Origin of the sequence: Rhodococcus sp. PML026 (assembly GCF_000963615.1) — a bacterium.
GTDB lineage: Bacteria > Actinomycetota > Actinomycetes > Mycobacteriales > Mycobacteriaceae > Rhodococcoides > Rhodococcoides fascians.
The window spans coordinates 933,221-956,955 of the sequence record NZ_KQ031376.1; the positions used below are offsets into that span (position 1 = coordinate 933,221).

At 65.5% G+C, this 23,735-nt stretch carries 19 protein-coding genes; 14 read left to right on the forward strand and 5 right to left on the reverse strand.

Annotated features, from left to right (window positions below; translation table 11 throughout):
- Positions 1–95: 95 nt before the first annotated feature.
- The gene (locus tag VF34_RS23950) at positions 96–1,085 is read left to right on the forward strand and encodes an Lrp/AsnC family transcriptional regulator (protein WP_045842085.1); all 990 of its coding nucleotides are present in this window, start codon (positions 96–98) and stop codon (positions 1,083–1,085) included.
- A 27-nt stretch (positions 1,086–1,112) separates the two neighbouring features.
- On the opposite strand, the gene VF34_RS23955 is transcribed toward VF34_RS23950, so the two are convergent.
- Entirely contained in the window at positions 1,113–2,687 is a 1,575-nt protein-coding gene (locus tag VF34_RS23955; RefSeq protein ID WP_080733369.1) for an AbgT family transporter, read from the reverse strand.
- A gap of 251 nt (positions 2,688–2,938) precedes the next feature.
- Here VF34_RS23955 and VF34_RS23960 point away from each other — a divergent pair, with 251 nt between their 5' ends.
- Complete coding sequence (locus tag VF34_RS23960) at positions 2,939–4,363, forward strand: amidase (protein WP_032374871.1); 1,425 nt, start codon at positions 2,939–2,941, stop codon at positions 4,361–4,363.
- Between the two features lie 19 nt (positions 4,364–4,382).
- On the opposite strand, the gene VF34_RS23965 is transcribed toward VF34_RS23960, so the two are convergent.
- Complete coding sequence (locus VF34_RS23965; RefSeq protein WP_032374872.1) at positions 4,383–4,958, reverse strand: TetR/AcrR family transcriptional regulator; 576 nt, start codon at positions 4,956–4,958, stop codon at positions 4,383–4,385.
- 79 nt (positions 4,959–5,037) lie between these two features.
- Between VF34_RS23965 and VF34_RS23970 the strand changes: the two genes are divergently transcribed.
- On the forward strand, positions 5,038–5,643 hold the full coding sequence (locus tag VF34_RS23970; protein WP_032374873.1) for an NAD(P)H-dependent oxidoreductase: 606 nt from the start codon (positions 5,038–5,040) through the stop codon (positions 5,641–5,643).
- Between the two features lie 29 nt (positions 5,644–5,672).
- Here VF34_RS23970 and VF34_RS23975 read toward each other — a convergent pair whose 3' ends face one another.
- Complete coding sequence (locus VF34_RS23975; protein ID WP_032374874.1) at positions 5,673–6,851, reverse strand: acyl-CoA dehydrogenase family protein; 1,179 nt, start codon at positions 6,849–6,851, stop codon at positions 5,673–5,675.
- A gap of 151 nt (positions 6,852–7,002) precedes the next feature.
- Here VF34_RS23975 and wrbA point away from each other — a divergent pair, with 151 nt between their 5' ends.
- On the forward strand, positions 7,003–7,602 hold the full coding sequence (gene wrbA, locus VF34_RS23980) for an NAD(P)H:quinone oxidoreductase (protein ID WP_027495694.1): 600 nt from the start codon (positions 7,003–7,005) through the stop codon (positions 7,600–7,602).
- Between the two features lie 238 nt (positions 7,603–7,840).
- Positions 7,841–10,051 (forward strand): EAL domain-containing protein, encoded by a 2,211-nt coding sequence (locus VF34_RS23985; RefSeq protein ID WP_032374875.1) that lies wholly within the window; start codon positions 7,841–7,843, stop codon positions 10,049–10,051.
- Positions 10,052–10,074: 23 nt separating this feature from the next.
- On the opposite strand, the gene VF34_RS23990 is transcribed toward VF34_RS23985, so the two are convergent.
- Entirely contained in the window at positions 10,075–10,695 is a 621-nt protein-coding gene (locus VF34_RS23990; RefSeq protein WP_032374876.1) for a TetR/AcrR family transcriptional regulator, read from the reverse strand.
- A 106-nt stretch (positions 10,696–10,801) separates the two neighbouring features.
- Between VF34_RS23990 and VF34_RS23995 the strand changes: the two genes are divergently transcribed.
- The 5 genes from VF34_RS23995 to VF34_RS24015 all read left to right on the forward strand — a co-directional run bounded on the left by VF34_RS23995 (position 10,802) and on the right by VF34_RS24015 (position 19,602).
- Complete coding sequence (locus VF34_RS23995; protein WP_032374877.1) at positions 10,802–12,826, forward strand: amidase; 2,025 nt, start codon at positions 10,802–10,804, stop codon at positions 12,824–12,826.
- A 2-nt stretch (positions 12,827–12,828) separates the two neighbouring features.
- Positions 12,829–14,070 carry an MFS transporter gene (locus tag VF34_RS24000; protein ID WP_032374878.1) on the forward strand — a complete coding sequence of 414 codons (1,242 nt, stop codon included), beginning with the start codon at positions 12,829–12,831 and terminating at the stop codon, positions 14,068–14,070.
- A complete protein-coding gene (locus VF34_RS24005; RefSeq protein ID WP_045842086.1) occupies positions 14,067–15,728 on the forward strand; it encodes an amidohydrolase in 1,662 nt (553 codons plus the stop codon). Before VF34_RS24000 ends, VF34_RS24005 begins: the two co-directional genes overlap by 4 nt.
- Positions 15,721–18,606 carry an aminotransferase gene (locus VF34_RS24010; RefSeq protein ID WP_032374879.1) on the forward strand — a complete coding sequence of 962 codons (2,886 nt, stop codon included), beginning with the start codon at positions 15,721–15,723 and terminating at the stop codon, positions 18,604–18,606. Before VF34_RS24005 ends, VF34_RS24010 begins: the two co-directional genes overlap by 8 nt.
- 66 nt (positions 18,607–18,672) lie before the next feature.
- The gene (locus tag VF34_RS24015; RefSeq protein ID WP_032374880.1) at positions 18,673–19,602 is read left to right on the forward strand and encodes an aldo/keto reductase; all 930 of its coding nucleotides are present in this window, start codon (positions 18,673–18,675) and stop codon (positions 19,600–19,602) included.
- 48 nt (positions 19,603–19,650) lie between these two features.
- On the opposite strand, the gene VF34_RS24020 is transcribed toward VF34_RS24015, so the two are convergent.
- The gene (locus VF34_RS24020) at positions 19,651–20,511 is read right to left on the reverse strand and encodes a methyltransferase domain-containing protein (protein WP_032374881.1); all 861 of its coding nucleotides are present in this window, start codon (positions 20,509–20,511) and stop codon (positions 19,651–19,653) included.
- 63 nt (positions 20,512–20,574) lie between these two features.
- Between VF34_RS24020 and VF34_RS24025 the strand changes: the two genes are divergently transcribed.
- From VF34_RS24025 to VF34_RS24450, 4 genes are read left to right on the forward strand one after another with little or no spacing between them, the layout of a single operon-like run.
- A complete protein-coding gene (locus tag VF34_RS24025) occupies positions 20,575–21,387 on the forward strand; it encodes a class I SAM-dependent methyltransferase (protein WP_032374882.1) in 813 nt (270 codons plus the stop codon).
- Positions 21,378–22,364, forward strand: coding sequence for a phytanoyl-CoA dioxygenase family protein (locus VF34_RS24030; RefSeq protein ID WP_052063091.1), 987 nt, complete (start codon positions 21,378–21,380; stop codon positions 22,362–22,364). Before VF34_RS24025 ends, VF34_RS24030 begins: the two co-directional genes overlap by 10 nt.
- Positions 22,365–22,418: 54 nt before the next feature.
- Positions 22,419–23,228 (forward strand): esterase/lipase family protein, encoded by an 810-nt coding sequence (locus VF34_RS24445; RefSeq protein ID WP_155289607.1) that lies wholly within the window; start codon positions 22,419–22,421, stop codon positions 23,226–23,228.
- Positions 23,229–23,735: a hypothetical protein gene (locus VF34_RS24450; RefSeq protein ID WP_052063093.1), complete on the forward strand. Its 507-nt coding sequence runs from the start codon at positions 23,229–23,231 to the stop codon at positions 23,733–23,735.

The following is a 23,735-nucleotide window of genomic DNA, read 5'->3' on the forward strand; positions in this document are numbered from 1 at the left end:
GTACCGGTGCCCGAGGATCGACAGGTGGTCCTCGGGCACCGAACCTGTTTCTGCACCGGCCGAAGCACTTCGGCACGACGAGCGAAGGTGTGCGCATGAGGCAGCGCTCCGACGAGTTGGATTCGCTGAGTTGCCGAATCACGGCGGCGCTGCAGGTCAATCCCCGGGCGTCCTGGGTCAGCATCGCCGATGCGCTCGGCGAACCCGAACGCACCGTCACCCGACGCGGCAAGGAACTACTCGATTCCGGCGACGTGCGCGTCGTCGGAGTCATCGGCGCGACTGGCGCGGTCGTTCTGCGAGCTCGATGTCACGTCGGTATGGCACGTGCCGTGGCAGTCGGGTTGGCGCGCCGCGACGACACGATGTTCGTGTACGCCACGTCGGGGCACGAGGAATGCGTCGCCGAAGTCCTGGTCGACGATGCCCATCTGGCGGATCTGATGCTCGACGACCTACCCGGCATCACCGGGATCAGACGCATTCGGGTAGATCCCATCACGCGGGTCTATCGCTCGGTCCGCGAGTGGCGGCCGGCGATTCTCGATTCGCACCAGATCGCGGCCCTGACGCCTCCCGTACACGAGGGCTACCAACCGGACGGCCGTGTGGGACCGGAGATCTCGACCCTGCACCGCAGCTTTCTGCGCGTCCTGGCCGAGGATGCCCGGACGCCCACCTCGGACATTGCGCGCGTCGTCGGCGCTACCGAGAACACTGTCCGACGCCACATGGACACTCTGGAACAGACCAACAAATCCCGACTGCGGGTGGTCGTCGAACCGGCGTTGATGGGGTATTCGGCGGAAGCCCTTGCCTGGGTCAAGGTTCCGCCTCGACACCACGAAGCACTGGTCGAGCTATTGCTCGCACATTCGGAGGTTCGATACGCGGTGGCCCTCGCGGGCTCGGACAGTCTGCTCGTCAATCTTGCGTGCCCGGACCGAATGGCGTTGCATCGAATGACAACTGCCTCGGACTGGGCCACCCTGGCCGACGCGATCTCGGTGGTGTCGATTCTGCGGGCCACCAAGCGCAGCGGCAACCGTCTGCTGGCCGCGGACTCCGCGTCGTACCTGTATTGATCCGGTACGACGCGGCAGTCACTGCGGTCATCGGATCGGTGCGCCGGGGCCGAGCGGGATGCCGAGCATGTACCAGACTGCGAACAACGCCGCCCACACGATCAGCATGCCCAGCGCGACGGGGATGGTGAACGAGGCGAGGGTACCGATGCCCGCGTTCTTCTTGTAGCGCTGGATGAGTCCGAGGGTGAGCACGAAGTAGGCCGACATCGGGGTCATCGCGTTGGTGCAGGAATCGGCGATTCGGTAGACGGCCTGGGTGGTTTCGGGGTTGACGTCGATGTACATGAGCATCGGCACGAGAACCGGGGCCAACATCGACCACATGGCCGAACCACTGGTGACGAGCAGGTTCATCACCGAGATCAGCACCAGCATCATGGCGAACACCACGAGGGGGTGTAATCCCCCGGCTTTCAACAGTTCCGCACCCTCGACTGCGACGACGTTGCCGATGCCGGTCCACTTGAAGTAGGCGAGGAACTGCGAAATCGCGAAGAACAGCACCAGGATCGGAGCAAGGGTCTTGATGCCGACGGCCATCGACTCCGGAATCTCACGGAGCTGCCGAAGACTGCCGGTGGTGCGTCCGTACACCCATCCGACCAGGACGAAGGCGATCGCGATGAAGAACGCGATGTTCTGCAGCACGATCGACTGTACGAACCCGCCGTCCTCACCACGCAGCGGCGACGAGGGAGGAAGCAGTGCCGCGACGACGACGGCCACGTACACCGCGAAAGCTGCTCCGGCGCGGCGCATTCCCTTCTTCTCGATCGGCTCGAGATCGAGTGCCAGCTTCTCCGCTCCGTCCTCGACGCCCTCGTCGGCATCGAGATTCATGTGCTTGGCCATCACCAACTCCACCACCAGGGTGATGAAGATCGAAATCACCAGTGACGACGCGAGACTGAAGAAGTAGTTGTCCACGGGGGTCACGCTGTAGTCGGCGTCGACGATCTGAGCGGCGGAGGTCGTCAACGACGACATGATGGCATCGCTGGGTGTGATCAACGGTGACGCGTTGTAGCCACCGGCGATGGCGACGAACGCCACCATCATGCCCAGTACAGGACTTCGGCCCGCCGCTTTGAACGCCATTGCCGCCAGCGGAAGGACAACGATGAATGCCGCGTCGAACATGACGTGAGACATGGTCCCAGCGAAGGCAACCGAGAACGTCACCCATTTGGCGGGCAGCTTCACGATGGTGGCGCGCAGCAGCGTGGTGAGCACACCGGAATGCTCGGCGACGGACACACCGAGGATGACGGTCACGATGATGGGGAGCGGCGCGAACCCCGCGAAGTTGTCCAGTGCAGTTCCGAAGATCATGGCTACGCCGTCACTGCTGAGCAGGCTGCGGACCATCGACACCTCACCGGTGCTGGGTAGCACCACCCCGGTGCCCAGTGCGGCCAGGATCGCGCTGACCACTGCCAGCACTGCGGCCAGAAGCCAGAACAGCAGGAAGGGGTGCGGCAGTTTGTTGCCGACGCGTTCGATGCTGGACACGAGACGGAACAGTGTCTTCAGTCCCCAGGGCATTCGTGTTTCGGGCGCATCCGCAGTTGCCGGTGGACCGTCGATCTGACTGGACATGATTGACTCTCTTTCGCATACCGTCGGATTGCGACCGAGCCCCGGGCTCGGATGTCCTGCTCACTCAAGTCGGTTCACGTTGCCGATATGTTGCATGTGTGAAATTTCCAGCCGTCTGAGCGAAACCGCCAATCCAACGGCGAAAACGCTCAATGGACGACGATAGCCCGGTGGGCTCCGCGCGGTGGTGCAGTCTTGAAACAGGCTTCCGACAACAACTCCGGCCGATCCGGATCGAAGCGAGGAGTTTCATGACCGGCGACATTCAGTCACTGTCCCTGCGCGCGCTCGCGGCACACATCCGTGATCGCGAGATCTCGGCCCGCGAGGCGCTCGAGTCGCATCTGGCTCGCATCGACGACGTCAACCCTGTCGTCAACGCGATCGTGACCTTCGACATCGATGGGGCGACCGAACGTGCGAGTGCAGCAGACCGCGCAACGGTGTCCGGCGAGGCACTGCCCGTTCTGCACGGCGTCCCGATGACGCACAAGGACAATCACCTGACCGCCGGTCTGCGCACGACTTTCGGCTCGCCGATTCTGGCCGACAACATCCCCACCGAGGACTCGGGCATCGTCGCCCGCCTCAAGCGCGCAGGTGTCAACACCACCGGCAAATCCAACGTTCCCGAATTCGCTGCAGGCTCACACACTTTCAATCCGCTGTTCGGTACCACCACCAATCCGTACGATCCGACTCGCAGTGCCGGCGGCAGCAGTGGCGGTGCCGCCGCCGCCATCGCCGCCGGGATACAACCGGCGGGCGACGGGTCGGACATGGGCGGGTCGCTGCGCACTCCGGGATCGTTCTGCAACCTCGTCGGATACCGGCCGTCGTTGGGCCGAATTCCGATGCTTCCCGCAAAGAACCCGTGGGCCTGGATCGCTCGGCAGGGCGTGCTCGCGCACGACATCGAGGACGTGCGCTTTCTGATGCGCGCACTCGCCGGTCCGGATTCGTCCAGCCCTCGTGGTCTCCCGCTCGACGACTCGTACCGCTCGGAGGAGGCCGGCTCGCTGCGTGGGCTGAAAGTAGCGTGGACAACGGATTTCGGTCTCGGCGTACCCGTCGACCGTGAGGTGATCGACGTCCTGAGCCGCCGACTGCACGTGTTCGAGCAACTCGGTGCCAGTGTGGACGTCGATTGCCCGGACCTGTCCGGCGCGGACGAGGTGTTCCAGACGACGCGTGCGTTCGACTTCGCCACCGCCTACGGGCACCTGTTGGACGAACATCGGCACCGCATGAAGAGCGCCGTGCAGTGGAACGTCGACAAGGGAATGGCGCTCACGACACGAGACATGATCTCCGCCAACACCGCTCGCAAGAATCTCGATGCCGGAGTGCGGCAGTTCTTCTCGCGATACGACGTGTTGATCGCGCCTGCCGTTCAGGTACTTCCGTTCCCCGCGGACGAGGAGTACCCCGCCGTCGTCGACGGCACGCCGATGAACAATTACCTCGACTGGATGCGGGCCGCTTCGCTGATCTCGGCGACAGGCCTACCGTCGCTGTCGATGCCCGGCGGCTTCAGCTCCTCCGGTCTTCCGGTTGGATTGCAGATCGTCACCGCCGACCGCGCCGATCACCTGCTGCTCCGGGTCGCGCATGCCTTCGAGGCCGAGACGGCATTCCACCGTCGTGCCCCCGCATCGGCGGCCGCCACCGTCTGACAGATCCGGCGGGCCGAGTTCAGGACCTGTCGACCGCGGCGACGATCAGATCGGTCAACTCCCCGATCGCTTCGGCCGGTGTGAGTGACCCGGATACGGCACCGTGGGACAACGCGTCTGCGGCACCGAAGACGGCGGTCAGAGATGGCGTGGACATGCCGTCGGCATCGGTGAACGGACGCAGAATCTCCCGACACCGCTCGAAGTAGGCGCGCTCGGCGGTGCGCTTGACCTGTTCGAGTTCGGGCGAACCTTCGAGTGCCGCAAGCACACCCGTCAATTCCCTCCCCTGGGCCAATGCGCACCCCACGTAGGAGTCGGCGATGGCCTTCGCCCGACCGCGGACCGTCATGGGTGCCGAGTCGAGAGATTCCTCCAGCATCGCCGCCTGCCTGGCATCGAATTCGGTGAACAGAGCGGCAAGAAGTTCGGCGCGGGAAGCGAAGTGGCTGTACACCACCGGTTTCGCGACACCGGCATGCTCTGCGAGCCGTCCGAGAGTCAACGCGTCGGCTCCTTCGGCGCGTACGAGAGCCCAGGACACCTCGATCAACTGGGCGTTTCGATCGGAGCGCGACAGCCTCGTCCGTGCCATTCCGCCACCTCCTTGCTTATGTACTAATAGTAACCTACTGTTCGTACATAGCCGATCTTCCCCAGCCGAAGGAACAGCCATGAACACGCTCGTCGTAGTCTCCCATCCCGACCCGCACTCTCTGACCCATCAGGTCGCTCACTCCGTAGTCGAGGCCATCCGATCCACCGGCACCACCGTGGAGACCGCAGATCTCGCCGCAGAGAGCTTCGATCCACGATTTTCGGCTGCAGATCTGAGCCTGTTTCGTGGAAACGGGAGCACACCGTCCGATGTAGCCGAGGAGCAGACACGGATCGACCGCGCCGAACACCTGATTCTCGTCTTCCCGATGTACTGGTGGTCGATGCCCGCACTACTGAAAGGCTGGATCGACCGCGTGTTCGTCGAGGGCTGGGCCTACGAATACGGGGACAGAGTATTCGTGAAGAAGCTGGACCGACTCACCATCCATCTGGTCGTCGTCGCGGGAGACGATGCAGACAGCTTCGAGCGCCATGGCGTCCATGAGGCCATTCGAACGCAGATCGAGCGCGGCATCATCGAATACTGCGGTGCCACAGTGGGACCCACGAACTTCGTATACGGGTCGGACACCAGGAGTCGCGCGGAACTCGCTACCGAGATCTCCGCTATCGGTAGCACGGTCGCAGACCGGGTCGCCGCGCAGCGCGCGCTCACCTGACCTGCCACCGCCACGCGGGACGAGGGTGGTCAGCGATTCCGCTTCTGCTCGGCACGGATCAAACCGCCGCCGACGATCAGCCGCTGAATTTCGCTCGTGCCCTCGTACAGGCGGAGAAGACGGACATCTCGATAGATTCGCTCGACGGGAACGCCGCGCATGTACCCTGCGCCGCCGTGGATTTGGACCGCGAGGTCGGCAACTGTGCCGACCATCTCGGTGCAGAACAGCTTCACCGCCGATGGCGCGATCCGTCGATCGGTGTCCTCCACCCAGGCTCGGGCAGCCTCACGCACCATGGCCCGGCCTGCCATGACTCCCGTCTGCTGGTCGGCGATCATCGCCTGGACGAGTTGATGATTGCCGATGGGCTCGCCACCCTGCGTGGAAGACGCAGCGTAGGAGACGGATTCGTCCAGGGCACGCTGCGCTTGACCGACGGCGAGCGCTGCGATGTGGACGCGGCCACGCGCCAACGACGTCATCGCCGCCCGGTATCCGATGTCACCGTTGCCGCCCACCAGAGCGTCGGCGTCGACCTCGACGTCGGTGAACGTCACATCCGCGGTTCCTGCTCCCTGCTGACCCATCTTCGCGTCCTTGTCACCGACCTCGACACCCGGAGCGTCGGCGGGGACCAGAAACACCGCGATCCCGTTGCCGCTGTTCGGCTTCGGGTCCACTCGCGCGAACACGACGAACAGGTCCGCGATGGGCGCATTGGTGATGTAGCGCTTGCTTCCGCTGATGATCCAGCCAGTACCGTCCACTACTGCCGTCGTTCTCAGCCCTGCCGGGTTCGAGCCGGCACCGTCCTCGGTCAACGCGAACGACGCGACGACGTCGCCGGCCGCCATGCCGGGCAACCACGTTGCCTTCTGCTCGTCGGTGCCGAACCCGACGAGCACCTGGCCCGCGATTCCGTTGTTGGTGCCGAACATCGACCGCAACGACAGTGTGGTGTAGCCGAGCTCCATGGCAATCTCGACATCCTGAACCAAGTCCAGGCCGAGACCACCGAACTCTTGCGGAATCGCGTATCCGAACAACCCCATCTCGGCGGACTGTCTCCGGAGATCGTCGGGAATCGAATCGGCGTTCATGATCTCGAGTTCACGCGGAACCACCCGCGATCGGACGAACTGGGAGACCTGCTTCTTCACGTCCGCGAAGACGTCGTCGGGTACCTCGGCATTGCGCACGGTCATGGCACCACTATCGACGCTGCCCACGGATCGGACAACCGACAACCGACAACCGACAACCGCGAGTAGTTGACACAACAATCATAGTGGGTACCATCGAATGCAGTTGACATCGCAACTACTTCGGATGTCCACCCGACGAAAGGTCTCATCGATGACGAAGATCGCAATCATCTACTACTCCGCAACCGGCCACGGATCCACGATGGCGAACAAGCTCGCCGACGCAGCGACGGCAGCTGGAGCCGAAGTACGCGTGCGGCACATCGCGGAGACGCGCGACCCCAGCACCTTCGCCGAGAACCCCGCCTGGTCCGCCAACTACGAGGCAACCAAGGATCTTCCTGCTGCCAGCGGCGACGACATCGTCTGGGCCGATGGCGTCATCCTCGGATCTCCGACGCGTTTCGGCAGCACCGCGGCACCGTTCCAGAACTTCATGGACTCGCTCGGCGGCTACTGGGCCAAGGGTGAACTCGCGAACAAGGCATACGCAGCCTTCACCTCGAGCCAGACCGCGCACGGCGGCCAGGAGACCACGCTCATCGGTCTCTACACCTCGCTGATGCACTTCGGCGGCGTCCTGGTTCCGCCCGGATACACCGACGGGTTGAAGTTCGCGGACGGTAATCCCTACGGCGTCAGCCACGTCACCGGACCCGAGAACAAGAACGAACTGGACGACGCGACCACCGCAGCGCTGACCCACATGGCCACGCGCGTCGTCACCATCGCCGAGGCTCTGGCGAAGTAGAAGCCTGCTCTCGTCACGTCGAGAAGACCGCTCGACCCGATTCGCGTTCACCGTCCGGGTCCGCACATCGCCGGTGCGGACCCGGACGTAGCACATACGTGATGACGAACGGCGTGTTTGTGATCTCGCGCGGACACCGCCATGCTGTGTGCAGGGAACAGCAACTCCGCTGACTTCTGCGATTGTCGGTGGCGTCGCCCAACGGCTTGTCGCCGCGACGAGTGCGAAACGGATATCGATGGACGATCCCGGCTTCGATCCGCTCGTTCTCCGCGCCCTGTTCGACGAATCGCCCGACATGGTGGCCCTGTCCGCGTTCTCCGGCCGCGTGATCGACGTCAATCCGGTCGGCCTCCGCCTGGTCGGCCTGGAGGAACTGCCGCCGTCAGGACTGTTCACCGCAGATTTCTTCACTGCCCGCGGACTCGAGGTCTCCGGCGACGTCGAACATGCATTGCAGACGACCGGTCTCTGGCAGGGCCGTACCGAATTACGCCACTTCGTGTCCGGCGCCGGCATTCCCGTTGCGTTGTCCACGTTCGTCGTCCGACGTTCCGGACGAGAACCCGACCTGATCGCCACGATCGTTCGCGACCGTACCCGTGGCCACCAACGCGATCTCGATCTGTTGGCCGCGGCTGCGTCGGCGGAGAGAATCGCAGTCGAGCAACGGGCACTGGCCGAGTTGAGCTCTCTTGCCGTTACTGCGGACTTCGACACGGTGCTGACGGCGGCCACGAGCACGGCGGCCAAGTTGGTTGGCGTCGAGTCTGCGGCATTGGCCAGACATTCGGGTGATTCGACCGACCCGCTTCTGTCCATCGACGCGATCACCCGCACGCTCCCACACGACTTCGTGCTTGCCACCGGCAACGGGTCGCTGACCGGTTATGCCCTGACGCGGAAGGCGATCACCGTCTGTTCCGACGTCGAATCCGAAACACGATTCGACACCTCGGCCATGGCTGCCCTGGGCTTCCGCAGCGGTGCCGCCGTTCCGATCACCATCGGTGCCGGACTGTGGGGCGTACTGATCCTGTTCGGCCGAGAACCACACCTCTTCGGCGACGGAGACATCGCATTCGTCTCCGCAGTTGCCGGAGTGCTCTCCGCGGCACTCGAACGAGTGGAACTCGACCGCGAGCTGCGCTGGCGCAGCGCGCACGATCCCTTGACCGAGCTGCCGAATCGTGCGGTGGCATACGACGCGATCGACGCGGCGCTCGCATCTGCCCGCGACGACGACGAACGGGTGGCGTTGTTACTGCTCGACGTCGACGATTTCAAGATCATCAACGACAGCCTCGGGCACGACGTCGGAGACCGCGCACTCGTGCGTTTCTCTCGCCGCCTGGCCGCGACCGCCAAACCTGGCGACACCGTTGCCAGACTCGGCGGCGACGAATTCCTGATGATCTGCAATCACATCGACGACGTCGCACATGCCGAACGCGTCGCCGAGTGCATCCGTTCCGCTCTGGCAGCCCCCGCCGCGGAAGACGAGGGCGACGACCCGATTCCGGTGAGCGCCAGCATCGGAGTTGCGGTCTCCACTGCGGGCTCGACCCGACGTGAACTCCTTCGATCGGCCGACCTGGCGATGTACCGCGCCAAGGACACCAGGGCCGGACACGCCGTCTTCGATTCCAGCGACCTGTACGACGCCGACCGGGTGCGCTCCATGTCGGTGGACCTGCGCCGCGCTCTGGCCTCCGGCGACCTGACACTCGAGTACCAACCCCTGATCGACATCGAGACCGGACGTATCGTCTCCGTCGAAGCACTGGCGCGTTGGCAGCACCCGAAACTCGGCCCCATCGAACCGTCCGAATTCGTTGCCGTTGCCGAACGTACTGGTCTGGCAACACTTCTCGACGATTGGGCTCTCACCACCGCCTGTCGACAGCTCGTCGACTGGGAGGAGTTCGGCTGCGTCGGCATGCGTGTGAACATCAGCGCGCTGCAACTACGCGACCCGGCCTTTCCCGACCGAGTGGCTGCCGCGCTACTCACCACCGGTGCGCACGCTGACGACGTCGTTCTCGAACTCACCGAGACGGAATGGCTCGCAGACACCGGCACGGTTGCGTCCAACTTGACGAAACTCCACGAGATGGGAGTTGCGTTGTCACTCGACGATGTCGGGAAGGGCTACAGCAGCCTGGCCTACCTCGAGCGCTTCCCGGTGATCGGCAGTTTCAAGATCGACCGAACGTACATCGACTCAGTGGACACCGATCGTGGTCGAGACGTGTTGACCGCCATCGTGTCGCTGGCGAAAGCCTACGGCGTGACCGTCGTGGGCGAAGGCGTCGAAACACGGGCGCAACTCGACGCACTCACCGCAGCCGGATGCACTGTGGTGCAAGGATTTCTACTGGGCCGACCCGCCGACGCCGAGCACACGGCGGAACTGCTGTCCCGTGACAGCGCAGCGCGAGAACACTGAGTGCGCCGAACACGGGTCTCGCACTACCGCGGGCGTGCCGATGCGACGAGCATCGCCAGACCCATCTCGAAGGCGCGGGTGGCGATGGGATCGTCGGTATCCTCGTCCTGCACGGTCTCGTAGGCCGCGGCCAATCGCGGGAAAGCCTCCTCCTGGCCTGCCGGATCGAATACGACACTCGGACCGGACATGTCGAGGACGCTGCCGAGAATGAACGATTCGAACGCGGTCAGCAGAGGTAACACATCCCTGCTCGCCCAGCCCACCGCCTCTGCGGCAACAGAGAAATCCTCGTACTCCGCCAACAGCACCGGGGTCGATGCGCGTGTGGTCATGAGGAGGGGAACGGCGCGGTGATGCTCCGCGAACGCCAATCGATAGGACCTCGCCCATTCGACGAGGCCCTCCTCCCACGGCAATTCGCGTAGCGGTGCCGAGTCGATTCGGGCCGAGACCAGCGCTCGGACGTCTTCGATCATCGCCGCGCGGTCGGCGACGTGGTTGTAGAGGGAAGTAGGGTTCACGCCCAATTTCAGCGCCACGCCCCGCATGCTCGCACCGTCGGCTCCGTGCCGATCGACCAGGGCCAATGCGGTGCGGGCGATCAGGTCACGGCTGAGAATGGCGCGAGGTGGTCGTGCCATGGTCGCCTCCTCTCGGGCGGTCGTCGAAGTACGGACAGCCTTGCATGTCGGGATTTTTTTCGATTCACCCGTTCCCAAAACCGACAGTGTGTGTTTTAGTTCTGTCATGACTTCTTCTTCCTTCACCGTGGTCGAGGCCGATGTCGCCGGCGTTTCCGCCGCGCTCGCCGAGGGCACTGTGACGAGCGTCGAACTGGTAGCGCGTTACCTCAATCGAATCGGGCACTACGACCGCACCGGCATCAGCCTCAACGCCGTCCCGGTTCTGAACCCCGACGCGTTCGAGGAAGCCCGCGCAGCCGACCGGCGCCGGAGCGCTGGACAGACCCTCGGCCCGATGGACGGAATCCCCTACACCGCCAAGTCCAGCTACAAGGTGCGCGGCCTCCCGGTGACGGCCGGCTCGCCCGCATTCGAGACCCTCGTCGCGACCGACGACGCCTTCGCCGTGGCTCAGCTGCGAGCGGCAGGCGCCATCTGCCTGGGCCTGACCAACATGCCGCCGATGGCAGCGGGTGGAATGCAGCGCGGACTCTACGGACGCGCCGAAAGTCCCTACTCCGCAGAGTTTCTCACCTCGGCGTTCGGCTCGGGATCGTCGAACGGATCGGGTACTGCGACAGCTGCGAGTTTCGCCGCCTTCGGGCTCGCCGAGGAAACCTGGTCCTCGGGCCGCGCTCCCGCGTCGAACAATGCGCTCGTCGCCTACACGCCCTCTCGCGGGGTGATCTCGGTGCGGGGCAACTGGCCGTTGGTGCCCACGATGGATGTCGTTGTGCCGCATGCCCGTACGGTCGACGACTTACTGCACCTACTGGACGTGGTCGTGGCCGAGGACGCGGTCACCGAGGGCGACCTGTGGCGCATGCAGGAGTGGGTGTCGATCCCCCCGGCCTCGGATGTTCGGCCCGCGTCCTTCACCGAATTGCCGCCACTGCCGTTGCAGGGGCTCCGGCTCGCCGTACCTCGCCTGTACGTCAACGGCGATCCCGACAGCGCATATCCGATCCACACCCGCGATTCGGTGATGACCCTGTGGCACTCCATGCGCGACGATCTGGTGGCTGCAGGCGCAGAAGTGATCGAAACCGACTTCCCCGTCGTGGAGAACTACGAAGGCCTGCACCCGAACTCGCAGACCATGGTCGACCGCGGTCTCGTTCCCGCCGAGTTCCTCGACCGCGAGCTGGAAGAGCTCTCGGTGTGGGCGTTCGACAGCTTCCTGGCCTCGAACGGGCAGCCCGGTCTGCGCGGCCTGGCCGAGACCGACGGGGCGCGCATCTTCCCGCATCCCACGGGCGCGCTACCCGATCGCTACGGCATTCTGCCGTTCGACACGGCCTACGATCTGGCGGACTACGTTCCCATGGCGAAGGCAGGGGTGACGCCGTTCGATCGCATTCCGTCGGTGGCGGCCGGCATGCGCGGATTGGAAGAGGTCCGCCGCGTCGACTTCGAGAAGTGGTTGCAGGACAACCGGTTCGACGCAGTCGTCTTTCCGGCCGTCGCCGATGTCGGTCCCGCCGACGCCGATGTCGACGTCGCGTCCGCCGACATCGCCTGGCGCAACGGGGTCTGGGTGGCCAACGGCAATCTCGTGCCCCGCCACCTCGGCATACCCACCGTCACCGTTCCCATGGGGTCGATGAGCGACACGTCGATGCCGGTGGGCTTGACCCTGGCCGGTGCTGCCTACTCCGATTCGACCCTGCTGCGTCTCGCCCGTTCCGTCGATGCCCTCGGGGCACGACGAGTGGCTCCCGCACGCACCCCGGCACTGACCGACGAGCACGTGTTCGACGGCATCGTCGGTGCCGGTGACTCGGATGCCTCCATCGCAGTGACCGACGTGCAGATTCGGCCGGGCTCCGCGGGCGACGAACTCACCTTCGCCGTCCGGATCGACGGCGGTTCCATCGACGACGTACAGGCTTTCGTCGACGGAGTGCGGGTGCCGCTCCACACGACGGGCAGCGCCGTCACCGGGACGGTGTCGATTCCGCCGGGTTCGTACGACACCCTGCACAGTGAGTGGCGGGCACCGTACGGTCCCCTCGTCGTCGCCGTAGCCCGCTGCGCAGACGGTGGTGTCGCCGGTGCCATGGCGACCACCGACGGATCGCCTCTCTGATCATGACCATTCCACTGACGCCCGACGCCACCCGGCTTCCACTGAACACTCGACGAGCGACGTCGACATTCGGCATGTCCGTACTCGGCCTGCTGACCGCAAACTTGTTGCCGTTCATGGTGATCGCACTCCAGGACTCCCTCGACGTCAGCGTCGCCGAGGCGGGGACCATCATGACGGGCTCGCTGCTCGCCACCGCGCTGGCCTGTATCGCCGTCACCCGACTGGCCGAGGGGTCGCGGCGGATCGCGGTAGCCCGAGTCGGTCTCGTGGTGACCGCACTCGGATTCGGTGTCGCTGCGTTCCCGCTCGGTGCCACCGTCACTGTCGTCGGCGTCATCGTCGGAGGTGCGGGAGCCGGCGGCGCACTGGCCGCGAGCGGTGCAGCTCTGGCGGCACTGCGCAATCCCAACCGGATGTCGGCCGCCAACGGACTCGTCAACCGAGCCGTCGTGACCCTCGTCCTCGCGGTGATCCCGCTGGTCGGGGTCGGCCTGGGCAGTGTCTACGGATTCGTCGCGGCTCTGGCGATCGTTCTCCTGGTGACGTCGGGTTGGTTGCCCGCCGCACCCGTACTCGACTCACCCGACCCGGTGCGACGGGCTGTCGAGCCGCCCGCCTCGGTCGGCACGCGGCGCATCACAATTGCCGGAGTGTCCCTGCTGGTGATGTACGCGGTGTGGGCGATCAGCGAGGATTCCCTCTGGGCGATTGCAGGCACCATGGGCGCAGACAATGCGCAGCTGAGCGACGCAGCACTCGGTGTGGTTCTCAGCGCATCCAGCGCAGGGGGATTCTTCGCGGCCCTCGTGCTCATCCTGCTCGGCGACCGGGTGGGCCGCGCACTTCCGATGGCGGTTCTACTGATCGTCGGTGGCGCCCTGAAACTCGGTACGTCCCTCGCCACCGATCCCACGGTGTACGGCGTGCTGCTCGTCGCGTGGAACTCGGTGTACCTGGCGGCGTTCCTGTTCTTCATCGCCACCGCGGCCGCCCTGGATGCCAACGGCAGATTCTCGGGTCCCTCGCTCGGCGTGTATCTCGTGGGTACCAGTTTCGCTCCAGCGTTCGGTGGTTGGCTCGTGGAGTCGTTCGGCTACAGCACATTCGGCTGGGTCGTAGGCGTGACCAGTTGGTTGTTGGTCGTACCGGTCGTTCTCGTCGCACGCTTGTCCACCCGCGTCGAACAGGCAGAAAAACAAGCACGGCAATCGGATTCGCTACCGCAGGAGACATCTCGATGACAACCCCGACCACCCGGACCGCACTGGTGAACGGCAGGATCCTCAGTTCCTCCGGCACCCTGGAGGCCGTCGCCGACGGTACCTTGGCCGAGGCCGATCGTGTGGTGATCGACGGCGACCACATCGCCGAGGTGCACCTGCCCGGCACCACGCACGCGGCGTCCGCCGACGTCACGGAGGACCTCGAAGGCCGATTCGTCCTCCCCGGATTCGTCGACTCGCACGTACACCTGTTGTGGCTCGGTGCCGGGCTCAGCAGCGTAGCCCTCACCGACGCAGGCGATCTCGCGGAGATTCGACGCCGGCTGGTCGACGCACGAGAATCCCTCGGCTCCGAGGCGACCATGCTGCGCGGCCGCGGATGGCTCTTCGATGCCATCGACGGTGAACCCACCGCAGCCATGCTCGACGAGGTCGTCTCGGACATTCCGGTGTTCCTCGACTCCAACGACATGCACTCGATCTGGGTCAACACCGCCGCACTCGAAGCGATGGGAATCGACGCGACGACAACGGATCCGGCCGGTGGCCGGATCTCGCGTCTTCCCGACGGCTCACCCGCCGGGATGCTGTACGAACGCGCCGCGCACGAATTGGGTTGGGCCTACCTGTCTTCGGTCACCTCGAACCAGGATCGAGAGCGACACATAGGGCGTGCACTCGACGCGTTCGCGGCCGCCGGTGTCACCTCGGTCGTCGACATGGGGATGGACGAAGACGGCTGGCGCGCGCTGTGCGGTGTCGCGCAGCGCTCGGAAGGCCGGCTACCGGTCCGTGTCTCGGCACATTGGCTCGTCGTCGATACCGGTGACGCGCAGCGCAATCTGGACCAGGTGAACCGTGTTCTCGAGCTGCGGAACGACCCGACACCGTGGCTCGAGCTCGTCGGTATCAAGCTAGTACTCGACGGTGTCATCGACGCGTGTACCGCAGCGTTGAACTACCCGTACGCCAACGGCACCAACGGAGACCTGTTGTGGAGCGCCGAGGCCCTTCTACCCGTCGTCGTCGCCGCGGATGCTGCACAACTGCGTCTGGCCATCCATGCCATCGGCGATCTGGCCAGCGACATGGCCCTCGATGTTCTCGAGGAGATGATCGACGTCAATCCGCCGTGGGATCGACGACCGCGGCTCGAGCACCTCGAAATCGTCAGCGATCGGACACCCGACCGAATGGCTCGGCTGGGCATCACGGCATCGGTACAGCCGGTGCACTCCGACCCTGCGATCCAACCGAACTGGCGCGCCCAGTTGGGCGACGACCGCGTCGAACGCGGCTACCCGTGGAGGTTGTTCACCGCTGCGGGGGCCCGCCTGGCATTCGGCACCGATGCCCCGACCGCGCCCCACGAAGCGCTGGCGAATTTGTACATCGCCACCACGAGACGCTCGGCCACCGACCACTCGCTGCCACCGAACGAGCCGCAGTTCGCGGTACCGCTCGACGCCGCCCTACGCCACGCGACATTCGACTCCGCCGCTTCCTTCGATGCCGATTCGCGGGTCGGTCGAGTGCAACCCGGCATGTACGCCGACCTCGTCGTACTGGACGGTGACGTACTCGACGGAGGCAATCTGTTGGCTGTGTCGGTCGTACGCACCATCGTCGGCGGCAAGACCGTGTTCGAGAAAGAGACCGAGGAAACCCATGTCTGACACCGTGTTCGACTTCTTCGCCCAGCCCGAGCTACCGACGCCGACCCTCGAGTCCGACGAGGTCCGTAGGCTGATGGACGAAAACTTCGGATTGGCATGCACCCTCACCGAACTCGGCAGCCAGCAGGACCAGAACTTCGTGGTTCGCGACATCGACAGCGGCAACCCGGTCGGCGTCCTCAAGCTGAGCAACCCGGTGTTCAGCGAGTCCGAGATCGAGTTGCAGGACCTCGCCGCAAGCATCGTTGCCGAGCGAGAGCCGACGCTGCGTACCCCGAAGGTGGTCGTCGGCCCGCGCGGACCTATGTCCGCATGGTGGAACTCGTCGCAGGGGCGCATCCACGGCCGGGTCATCGAATTCATCTCGGGCACAACGCTGATGGGTTCGAACTATCTCTCCCCCGCCACGGCCGCGCGGATGGGTGAACTCGCAGGCAAGGTGAGCGTTGCACTCTCCGATGTCGACCACCCGGCGTCGGGCCGGGTGCTGCAATGGGATCTGCGCCATGCCGATCGCGTCATCGCGACGCTGTTGCCCGACGAGCCGGACCAGGATGTCAGCGAATTCATCACCGACGTCACCGCATCGGCCATGCGTCAGTTGCATTCGGTGTCGGCCGACCTGCCCCGTCAACTCGGTCACTTCGACATCACCGACGACAACGTTCTCGCGCCGACGGCACCCGGGTCGCTCCCCGACGCCGTCATCGACTTCGGCGATGTCAGTCGATCGTGGGCGGTCAACGAAATTGCGGTGACCTTGTCCTCGCTGCTGCACCACGACGGCTTCGCGCCGGTCGACGCACTGCCCGCCATCCGCGCCTTCCATGCCGCACGTCCGCTGAGCGAGAACGAGATCGAGGCATTGTGGCCATTGGTCACCCTGCGCGGAGTGGTCCTCGTACTCAGCGGCCGTCAGCAGGTACGCCTCGACGCCGGGAACTCGTACGCCGACTCCGCGCTGGATCGCGAATTCCGCATCCTCACCCAAGCAACATCGGTGCCCTGCCCCGTGATGACCGAAACCATCCGTCGGGCACTGGGTTTGGACGCCCGGCCGCGACCGACCTGGCAGGGCGAACCGTTGGTCGCCGGTATGTCCGACGCCGTGACCATCGACGCGGGCACCACGTCTTCCGTCAACGACGAAGGGCGCTGGCTCGACCGACACACCCTGACGGCCGCCGCGCTTGCCGCACTCGATGCAGGCGCTCCCGCCGCTGTGGTACCTGCGTGGTCTGCTCGGCTCACCGGTGGACCCAGCCGCACTCCCACAGAGCCGGCCACGATCTCGACTGCGCTGACCATCTGGCTCGCCCAGGACACCACGCTCGACGTACCTGCAGACTGCTACACCACGCACACCGACGACGGCATCACCGTCACGTCCGGTGACGACGCCGTCCACTTCGTGGGCGTACCGAACTCGCCGAATACCCTTGTGCTGCCGGCGCGTACACCGATCGACGTCCAGCTCACCCGATCGAACTCGGGGCCGATACCACTGCGCGTCGAGCCCTCGTACTCCCACGGTTGGTCGGTACTCGCCGGTGACCCAGCGCCGGCACTCGGGCTGCCCGCTACCGTCGTCGCCCCCGAAGACGACACCCTCGAGCGCCGCGAACGACTGCTCGCCGAGGTCCAGGAGCACTACTACGCGCAGCCTCCCCGTATCGAGCGTGGCTGGCGTGAGTACCTGGCCGACGTCGACGGCCGGGTCTACCTCGACATGGTCAACAACGTCGCCTCCGTCGGCCATGCCCACCCGAAGGTGGTGGCGGCCGCCCATCGGCAGATGCACCTGCTGAACACAAACTCGCGCTTCAACTATCGCGCGATCACGGAATTCGCAGAACGCATCACCGCGACCCTCCCCGACGAACTCGACACCGTGTTCTTCGTCAACTCCGGTTCCGAGGCCACCGATCTCGCCATCCGCATCGCGATGGCCGCGACCGGACGTACCGACATCGTGGCCATGAAAGAGGCCTACCACGGGTGGACCTTCGCCAGCGACGCCGTCTCGACCTCGATAGCCGACAATCCCAATGCCCTTGCCACCCGGCCGGACTGGGTACACACCGTCGACGCCGCGAACTCCTACCGAGGAAAGCACCGCGGTGACGATGCGGCCCGCTACGCCCCCGAGGCCGTGCAGTTCATCGACGACCTGGCCGCTGCAGGGACTCTCCCCGCCGGGTTCATCGCCGAGTCCTATTTCGGCAACGCCGGAGGTGTCGCACTTCCCGACGGCTACCTCCAGCAGGTGTACGCCGCCGTCCGCAGGCACGGTGGCCTTGCGATCTCCGACGAGGTGCAGGTCGGTTACGGCCGACTCGGCGAATGGTTCTGGGGCTTCCAGCAACAGCAGGCGATTCCCGACGTCGTGGCGGTCGCGAAATCGATCGGCAGCGGCCAACCCGTCGGCGTTGTGGTGACCTCCCGGAGGATCGCCGACCGCTACCGCACCGGTGGTTACTTCTTCTCGTCGACGGGCGGGTCCCCGGTGTCGTCGATGATCGGCCTCGCCGTGCTCGACGTCATCCAACAAGAGGGGTTGCAGGAGAACGCGCGCGTCGTCGGTGGGCACCTGAAGTCTCGATTGCAAGCGCTCGCCGCTGAGGATCCGATCGTGGGTACCGTGCACGGATCGGGTCTGTACCTGGGACTCGAATTCATCCGTGACCACACCACCCTCGAGCCTGCGACCGAGGAAACCGAGGCCATCTGCAACCGGCTCCTCGAACTGGGAGTCGTCATGCAACCCACCGGCGACCACCAGAACGTGCTCAAGATCAAACCGCCCCTGTGCGTCTCGAAGGAATCGGTCGACTACTTCGTCGACTCGTTGAACAGAGTCCTGACCACCGGCTGGTAAGGGCGAATCGGCTCCTCGGTTTCGCGGCGAGGCTCCGAGGGCGGCAGTGATGAGAGTATTCAGGGCATGACGCAACTCGGTCTCGGACTTGCCGCACTCGGACGCCCGGAGTATCTGACCATCGGGCATTCGTGTGCGGTGGACGGGCGGTTCGACCCGGCTGCGCTCGAGCAACATTGCCACGCAGTACTGGACGCCGCCTGGGACAGTGGCATTCGGCACTTCGACGTCGCCCGCTCCTACGGTCTGGCCGAGCAGTTCCTCGGCAGCTGGTTGTCTGCCCGTCCGAACCGGCGCGAGGAACTCGTGATCGGCTCGAAGTGGGGATATGCCTATGTCGCCGACTTCCAGCGGGGCGCGGAGGTACACGAGGTCAAGGAACACTCGGTTGCACGTCTGGCCGAGCAGTGGCCGCTTACCGTGCGCGACCTCGGCGGAAAGCCCGACCACTACCTGATTCACAGCGTCACCCCGGACAGCCCTGCCCTTCGCGACGCAGCCCTGCTCGACGATCTACGCGCGCTGGCAGCCGGTGGCACGCGCATCGGCATCAGCACCAGCGGGCCGCACCAGGCCGAAGTCGTGCGTGCCGCGCTCGCTACCGGGGTGTTCGGCTCGGTGCAGTCGACGTGGAATCCCCTCGAACCGTCCGTCGCCCCCGCCCTGGCGGAGGCGCACGAGGCCGGCTGGTTCGTCGTCGTCAAAGAGGCGATGGCGAACGGCCGACTCGTCGCCGAGAACTCCGAACTCTCCGCGCTCGCCGACTCGGCCGGAGTCGGACGCGACGCGCTCGCACTGGCCGTCGCCCTCGCGCAACCGTGGGCCGATGTGGTGCTCTCCGGTGCCGCCACGGTGGCGCAACTCGAACAGAACATCGCTGCGCTCTCCGTCGACCGCGCCGTGATCGGGCCCTGCGACCTGAACATTGCCGACCTGGACATTGCCGAGTCCCCGCAGAGTTACTGGGACAACCGCTCCCGCATGGCCTGGACCTGACCTCCGTCCACCTTTCTCGAATCGGCGCGTTCAGTGGCGTCGAGGCATTCAGTGACGGGTCGCGCTGAACACGTCGACCGGATGCGGAACTCGAAGCCCGGCAACCGCATCCGGAACCGATACCGCCGCGAGGTAGGCCCGCACCGGCTCGTGCAGCTCGGGCGTCAACCGGGCTTGCACCGCGAAGTCCAGCACGTCGTCGCTCGCGGCGGAAAGATCGACCAGCGCATCGAGAGTCACCGTGTCGTCGAGGACGATCTCGGCGTCGACGAATGCTTTCTCGACGTCGGCGCTGAACCACTGCCGATGGCCCTCGAGTGGAGGGGCGAGGACTTCGACGAGTGCGTTGAGCGCGGCCGTCGGCGCAATCGCCACCCACAGTTCGCCGCCGGGTCGCAGCAGGGCGAGCGCGGCACGCAACGTTGCTCGTAAGTCTGCGACGTAGTACATCGAGTGCACGAACATCACGACGTCGAAAGTCTCGTCGACGGGTGCGTCGTCGAACGATGCAACGTACGCGTGGGCGTCGAGTTCGGCGGCCTCGAGCGCCGCCATCGTGGCGGCGAAGAGCTCGGTACTGCCGATCCAGGGGTCGATGCCGACGTACCGGACCGTACGGCCGGGTGCCCGCAGCACCAGGCCTGCTGCGAGCCTGGCATCGAGTGAGCCGTCTCCGCAGCCCACCGACAGCACCGAGAGCGGTCCATTCCCCATCCCGGCCAGCCGATCTGCGAAGTGCTGGGCGATCAGACCGCGCTGATCGGAGAGCATCTCGAAGGCGGCGTGGTGCTCGGCGTAGGACTCGGGCGGCAGGCCCGCCAGCGCCTCGGCCCCGCGACGCATCGCCCGCAATCCGTCGATGAGCACGACGGCAGTGTCGGTCGGCGAATTCGGAGCTATGTTGGACATTGGACCGAGTCAACCATGACGCCCCATCCGGTGCGTCGTAGTTGGCTTCCTAGGAGGAATCTCGTGAGCAGCGGAGACACAGCCGAACGCAGTCTCGAGCACTGGAGCGAGGCGGGCCGCACGGGTATGGAGGCGTTCTACGCTCTGGCCACCGAGGACTATCACCAGCTGGCGTTGGCAGCCGATTGGCCGACGCTGCTCGCCGGCCGGGCTCACGAGGGCTGGTCGCTACTCGACGTGGCTTGCGGCAGCGGTAAATTCCCCACTGCGCTCCGCCGGTACACCGACCTGTCCGCGGTACCCGAAGTCGCCTACGACCTGCTCGACCCATCCGAATTCTCGGTGGCCGAGGCGCGCGGAGCTCTGGCCGCGCCTTTCGTCGCCCGGCACGATCTGGTGATGACGCTGCAGGATCTGCCCGCCGATCACGCCGGCTACGACGTCGTGTGGGCCACTCACGCGCTCTACGCCCTTCCTCCCGCGGAGTTGGATGTCGCGGCCGAAAGATTCGTGGCCGCACTGGTGCCCGATGGTCTCGGTCTGGTCGCGCAGGCAACGGAGGCCTCCCACTACATCGCCTTCTACGATGCCTTCCGCGCCGGCGTGCGCGAAGCGACGCCGTACACGACGGCCGAGCAGGTGCGCGACGCGCTTATCCGCGCGGGCGCGGACGTGCGCGATCAGCGCGTCTCGTACACCACCGGAACGTCCGATCGCGCTGTCGCCGAGGGCTTTTTGCAGCGGTGTGCCTTCGACGACTCCGTGTCACTCGACGAGATGGAGGCGGCCCCCGTGCTCGGCGACTACCTCGCTTCGTGTCGCGACGCGTCCGGTTCCTACACCTTCTCGCACGGGGCGGCCCTGCTGTGGCTCTGAACAACCCTGCCACCAATGAGCTTCTGCCCGAACGCAATCGCGAGGGCGGTATCGACCAGGACTGGGCCGGCAACGATCAGGACTGGTGGGACTGGTACGTCACGTTGGCCGCGAACGACGCCGCACCCGCAGAACTGGTCGACGGTCCCGGCTTGCCCGACATCGACGCGGCGACCGACGATCAAGTCGAGCGTGAACTCACCGAGCCGTACGATCTCGACCCGGCGGCCGTCGATGCATTCGCCCGTCACGCCTTCGTGCGGTTGCCCGCCGTGTTCTCGCCTGCCGTCGTACGTCGACTCGCCGAGCGGCTCGACGAACTACTGCGAGCCGAGCACGGCAATGACGTTGCGGGCCGGTTCACCGCGCTCGAGCAGATGTGGCTCCACGACGACCTGATGCGTGCCGTAGCACTGTCACCCCGGATCGGCGGGTTGGCCGCGGCACTGCTCGACGTGCCCGGCGTTCGGCTGTACCACGACAATGCGCTGTCCAAGGAGCCCGGCTGCGGACGCACACCGTGGCACCACGACGCCGAGCACTTCCCGTTGCAGACCACCGACGCCGTCACTGCCTGGATGCCGATGTCGGCCATTCCGGGCCCGATGGGTCCACTGTCGTTCGCGCGCGGACGGGACGTTCTCGGCGAAGTCGCAGACCTCAAATTCGACAAGGTCGGCACCTCCTACGACGAGGCCGTCACCCAGCGTTTCCACACGCGCAAGGTGGCGGTGGAGTCCGAGCCGTTCGCCGTGGGAGACGTATCGTTCCACTCCGCGCTGTGCTTCCACACCGCAGGCCCAAACCGGACGACACAGCCGCGTCGCGCACTGGCCACCACCTACTTCGCCGACGGCACCCGCGTCGTCGAGTCGCCGACCCTGATCAGCGGCACCTGGCGCGAATTCCTCCCCGGCATCGAGCCCGGTGGCCTCGCGAACTCCGAGCTCAACCCGGTGGTCGGCCGCCGGGGCTGAGACGCCGATTCTGCTGGGCCGGCAGTTTCAGTGGACGCGCGTACGCTGAATGTGGTGGGGACGAAACCTGGACCGGGGAAGAAATCTCGGCGCACGCAGGAGTGGGGTGAGCTCGGCGAGCTCACGTTTCGCGAGTTGGCGTCGGCTGCGGGTGGCGTTCGTGCGGTCCACTCGGCAATTGCACGACGCACGTTTGCTGCCGTGAAGCTCGGTATCGGTCCCGCCGCCCTGCCGACTCAACTGATGCACGACGCGATCGCCGCCGGCACGTACGCGAGCATCGCGGCCGCCTGCACCGGCGCAGCCAAGATCGTCGGTTCCCTGACCGACGGCTCCCTGGCTGACGGCTCCCTGACCGACGGCGACGACGTGGCCGAGGACGACTCGCGGCCGTCACCGTCGCACACCAGCCGTGGCGCGCAGACCATCGCCGTTCTGAACGGTCTCATCGGCGACGACATGGAGAGAACAGCCCGGGTACTGGCCCATCCGATGTCGATTCGAGTCGACGGACGCCCTGTACCGCCGGAGTACCGAGCCTTGGCCGACGGGTTTCCCACCGCGGGAGCGCACCTCGTGGTGTTCGTCCATGGGCTGGTCGAAACGGAATACGCATGGCGGCTCGGTGGGCGGCCCACATACGGAGAGCGGCTGGACGCCGAAGCCGGGACGACCTCGATCTTTCTGCGCTACAACACCGGACGCCGAATTGCAGCCAATGGTGCCGACCTGTCGGACTTGCTGCAGCAGCTCGTACCGGCGTGGCCCGTCCGGGTACACCGGATCACGTTGGTCGGACATTCCATGGGCGGGCTGGTCTCACGCAGCGCTGCTCACCACGCTGCCGAAGGCGGTCGACGATAGGTGGATCTGCTGACGGACGTATTCACTCTGGGGACACCACATCTGGGCGCGCCACTTGCTCACGGCGTCCACGTCGCCGCGGCCGCAATGGCACTCGTACCCGAGACCCGGCCGTTCGCGAACCTACTGGCGCGTCGAAGTGCCGGTATCCGTGATCTGATCCACGGAGCGATCACCGACGAGGACGGTCATGCTCGTTACACCGACAGCTTCGATGTCGGTGCCGCCATAGACATCTCGGTTCCGGAACGGGTGCGTCATCATCACGCGTCCGCGGTCGTCACCGGAAGTCCGCGCAACCCGGTCGGAGTCTTCGTGGGCGACGGTCTGGTCCGTACCGACAGCGCCGGAGGCCGAAACAAGCTCCGCAACATCGGACTTCGACCGGACGACGGTCTCGCGATCTACAGTGCTCACCATTTCACCCTCCTCAACGACGAAAGGGTGTACAGCTGGATGCGGCGCAGCTTGGTCGATAACACTGCAGATCTCGGCCCGGGATTCTGA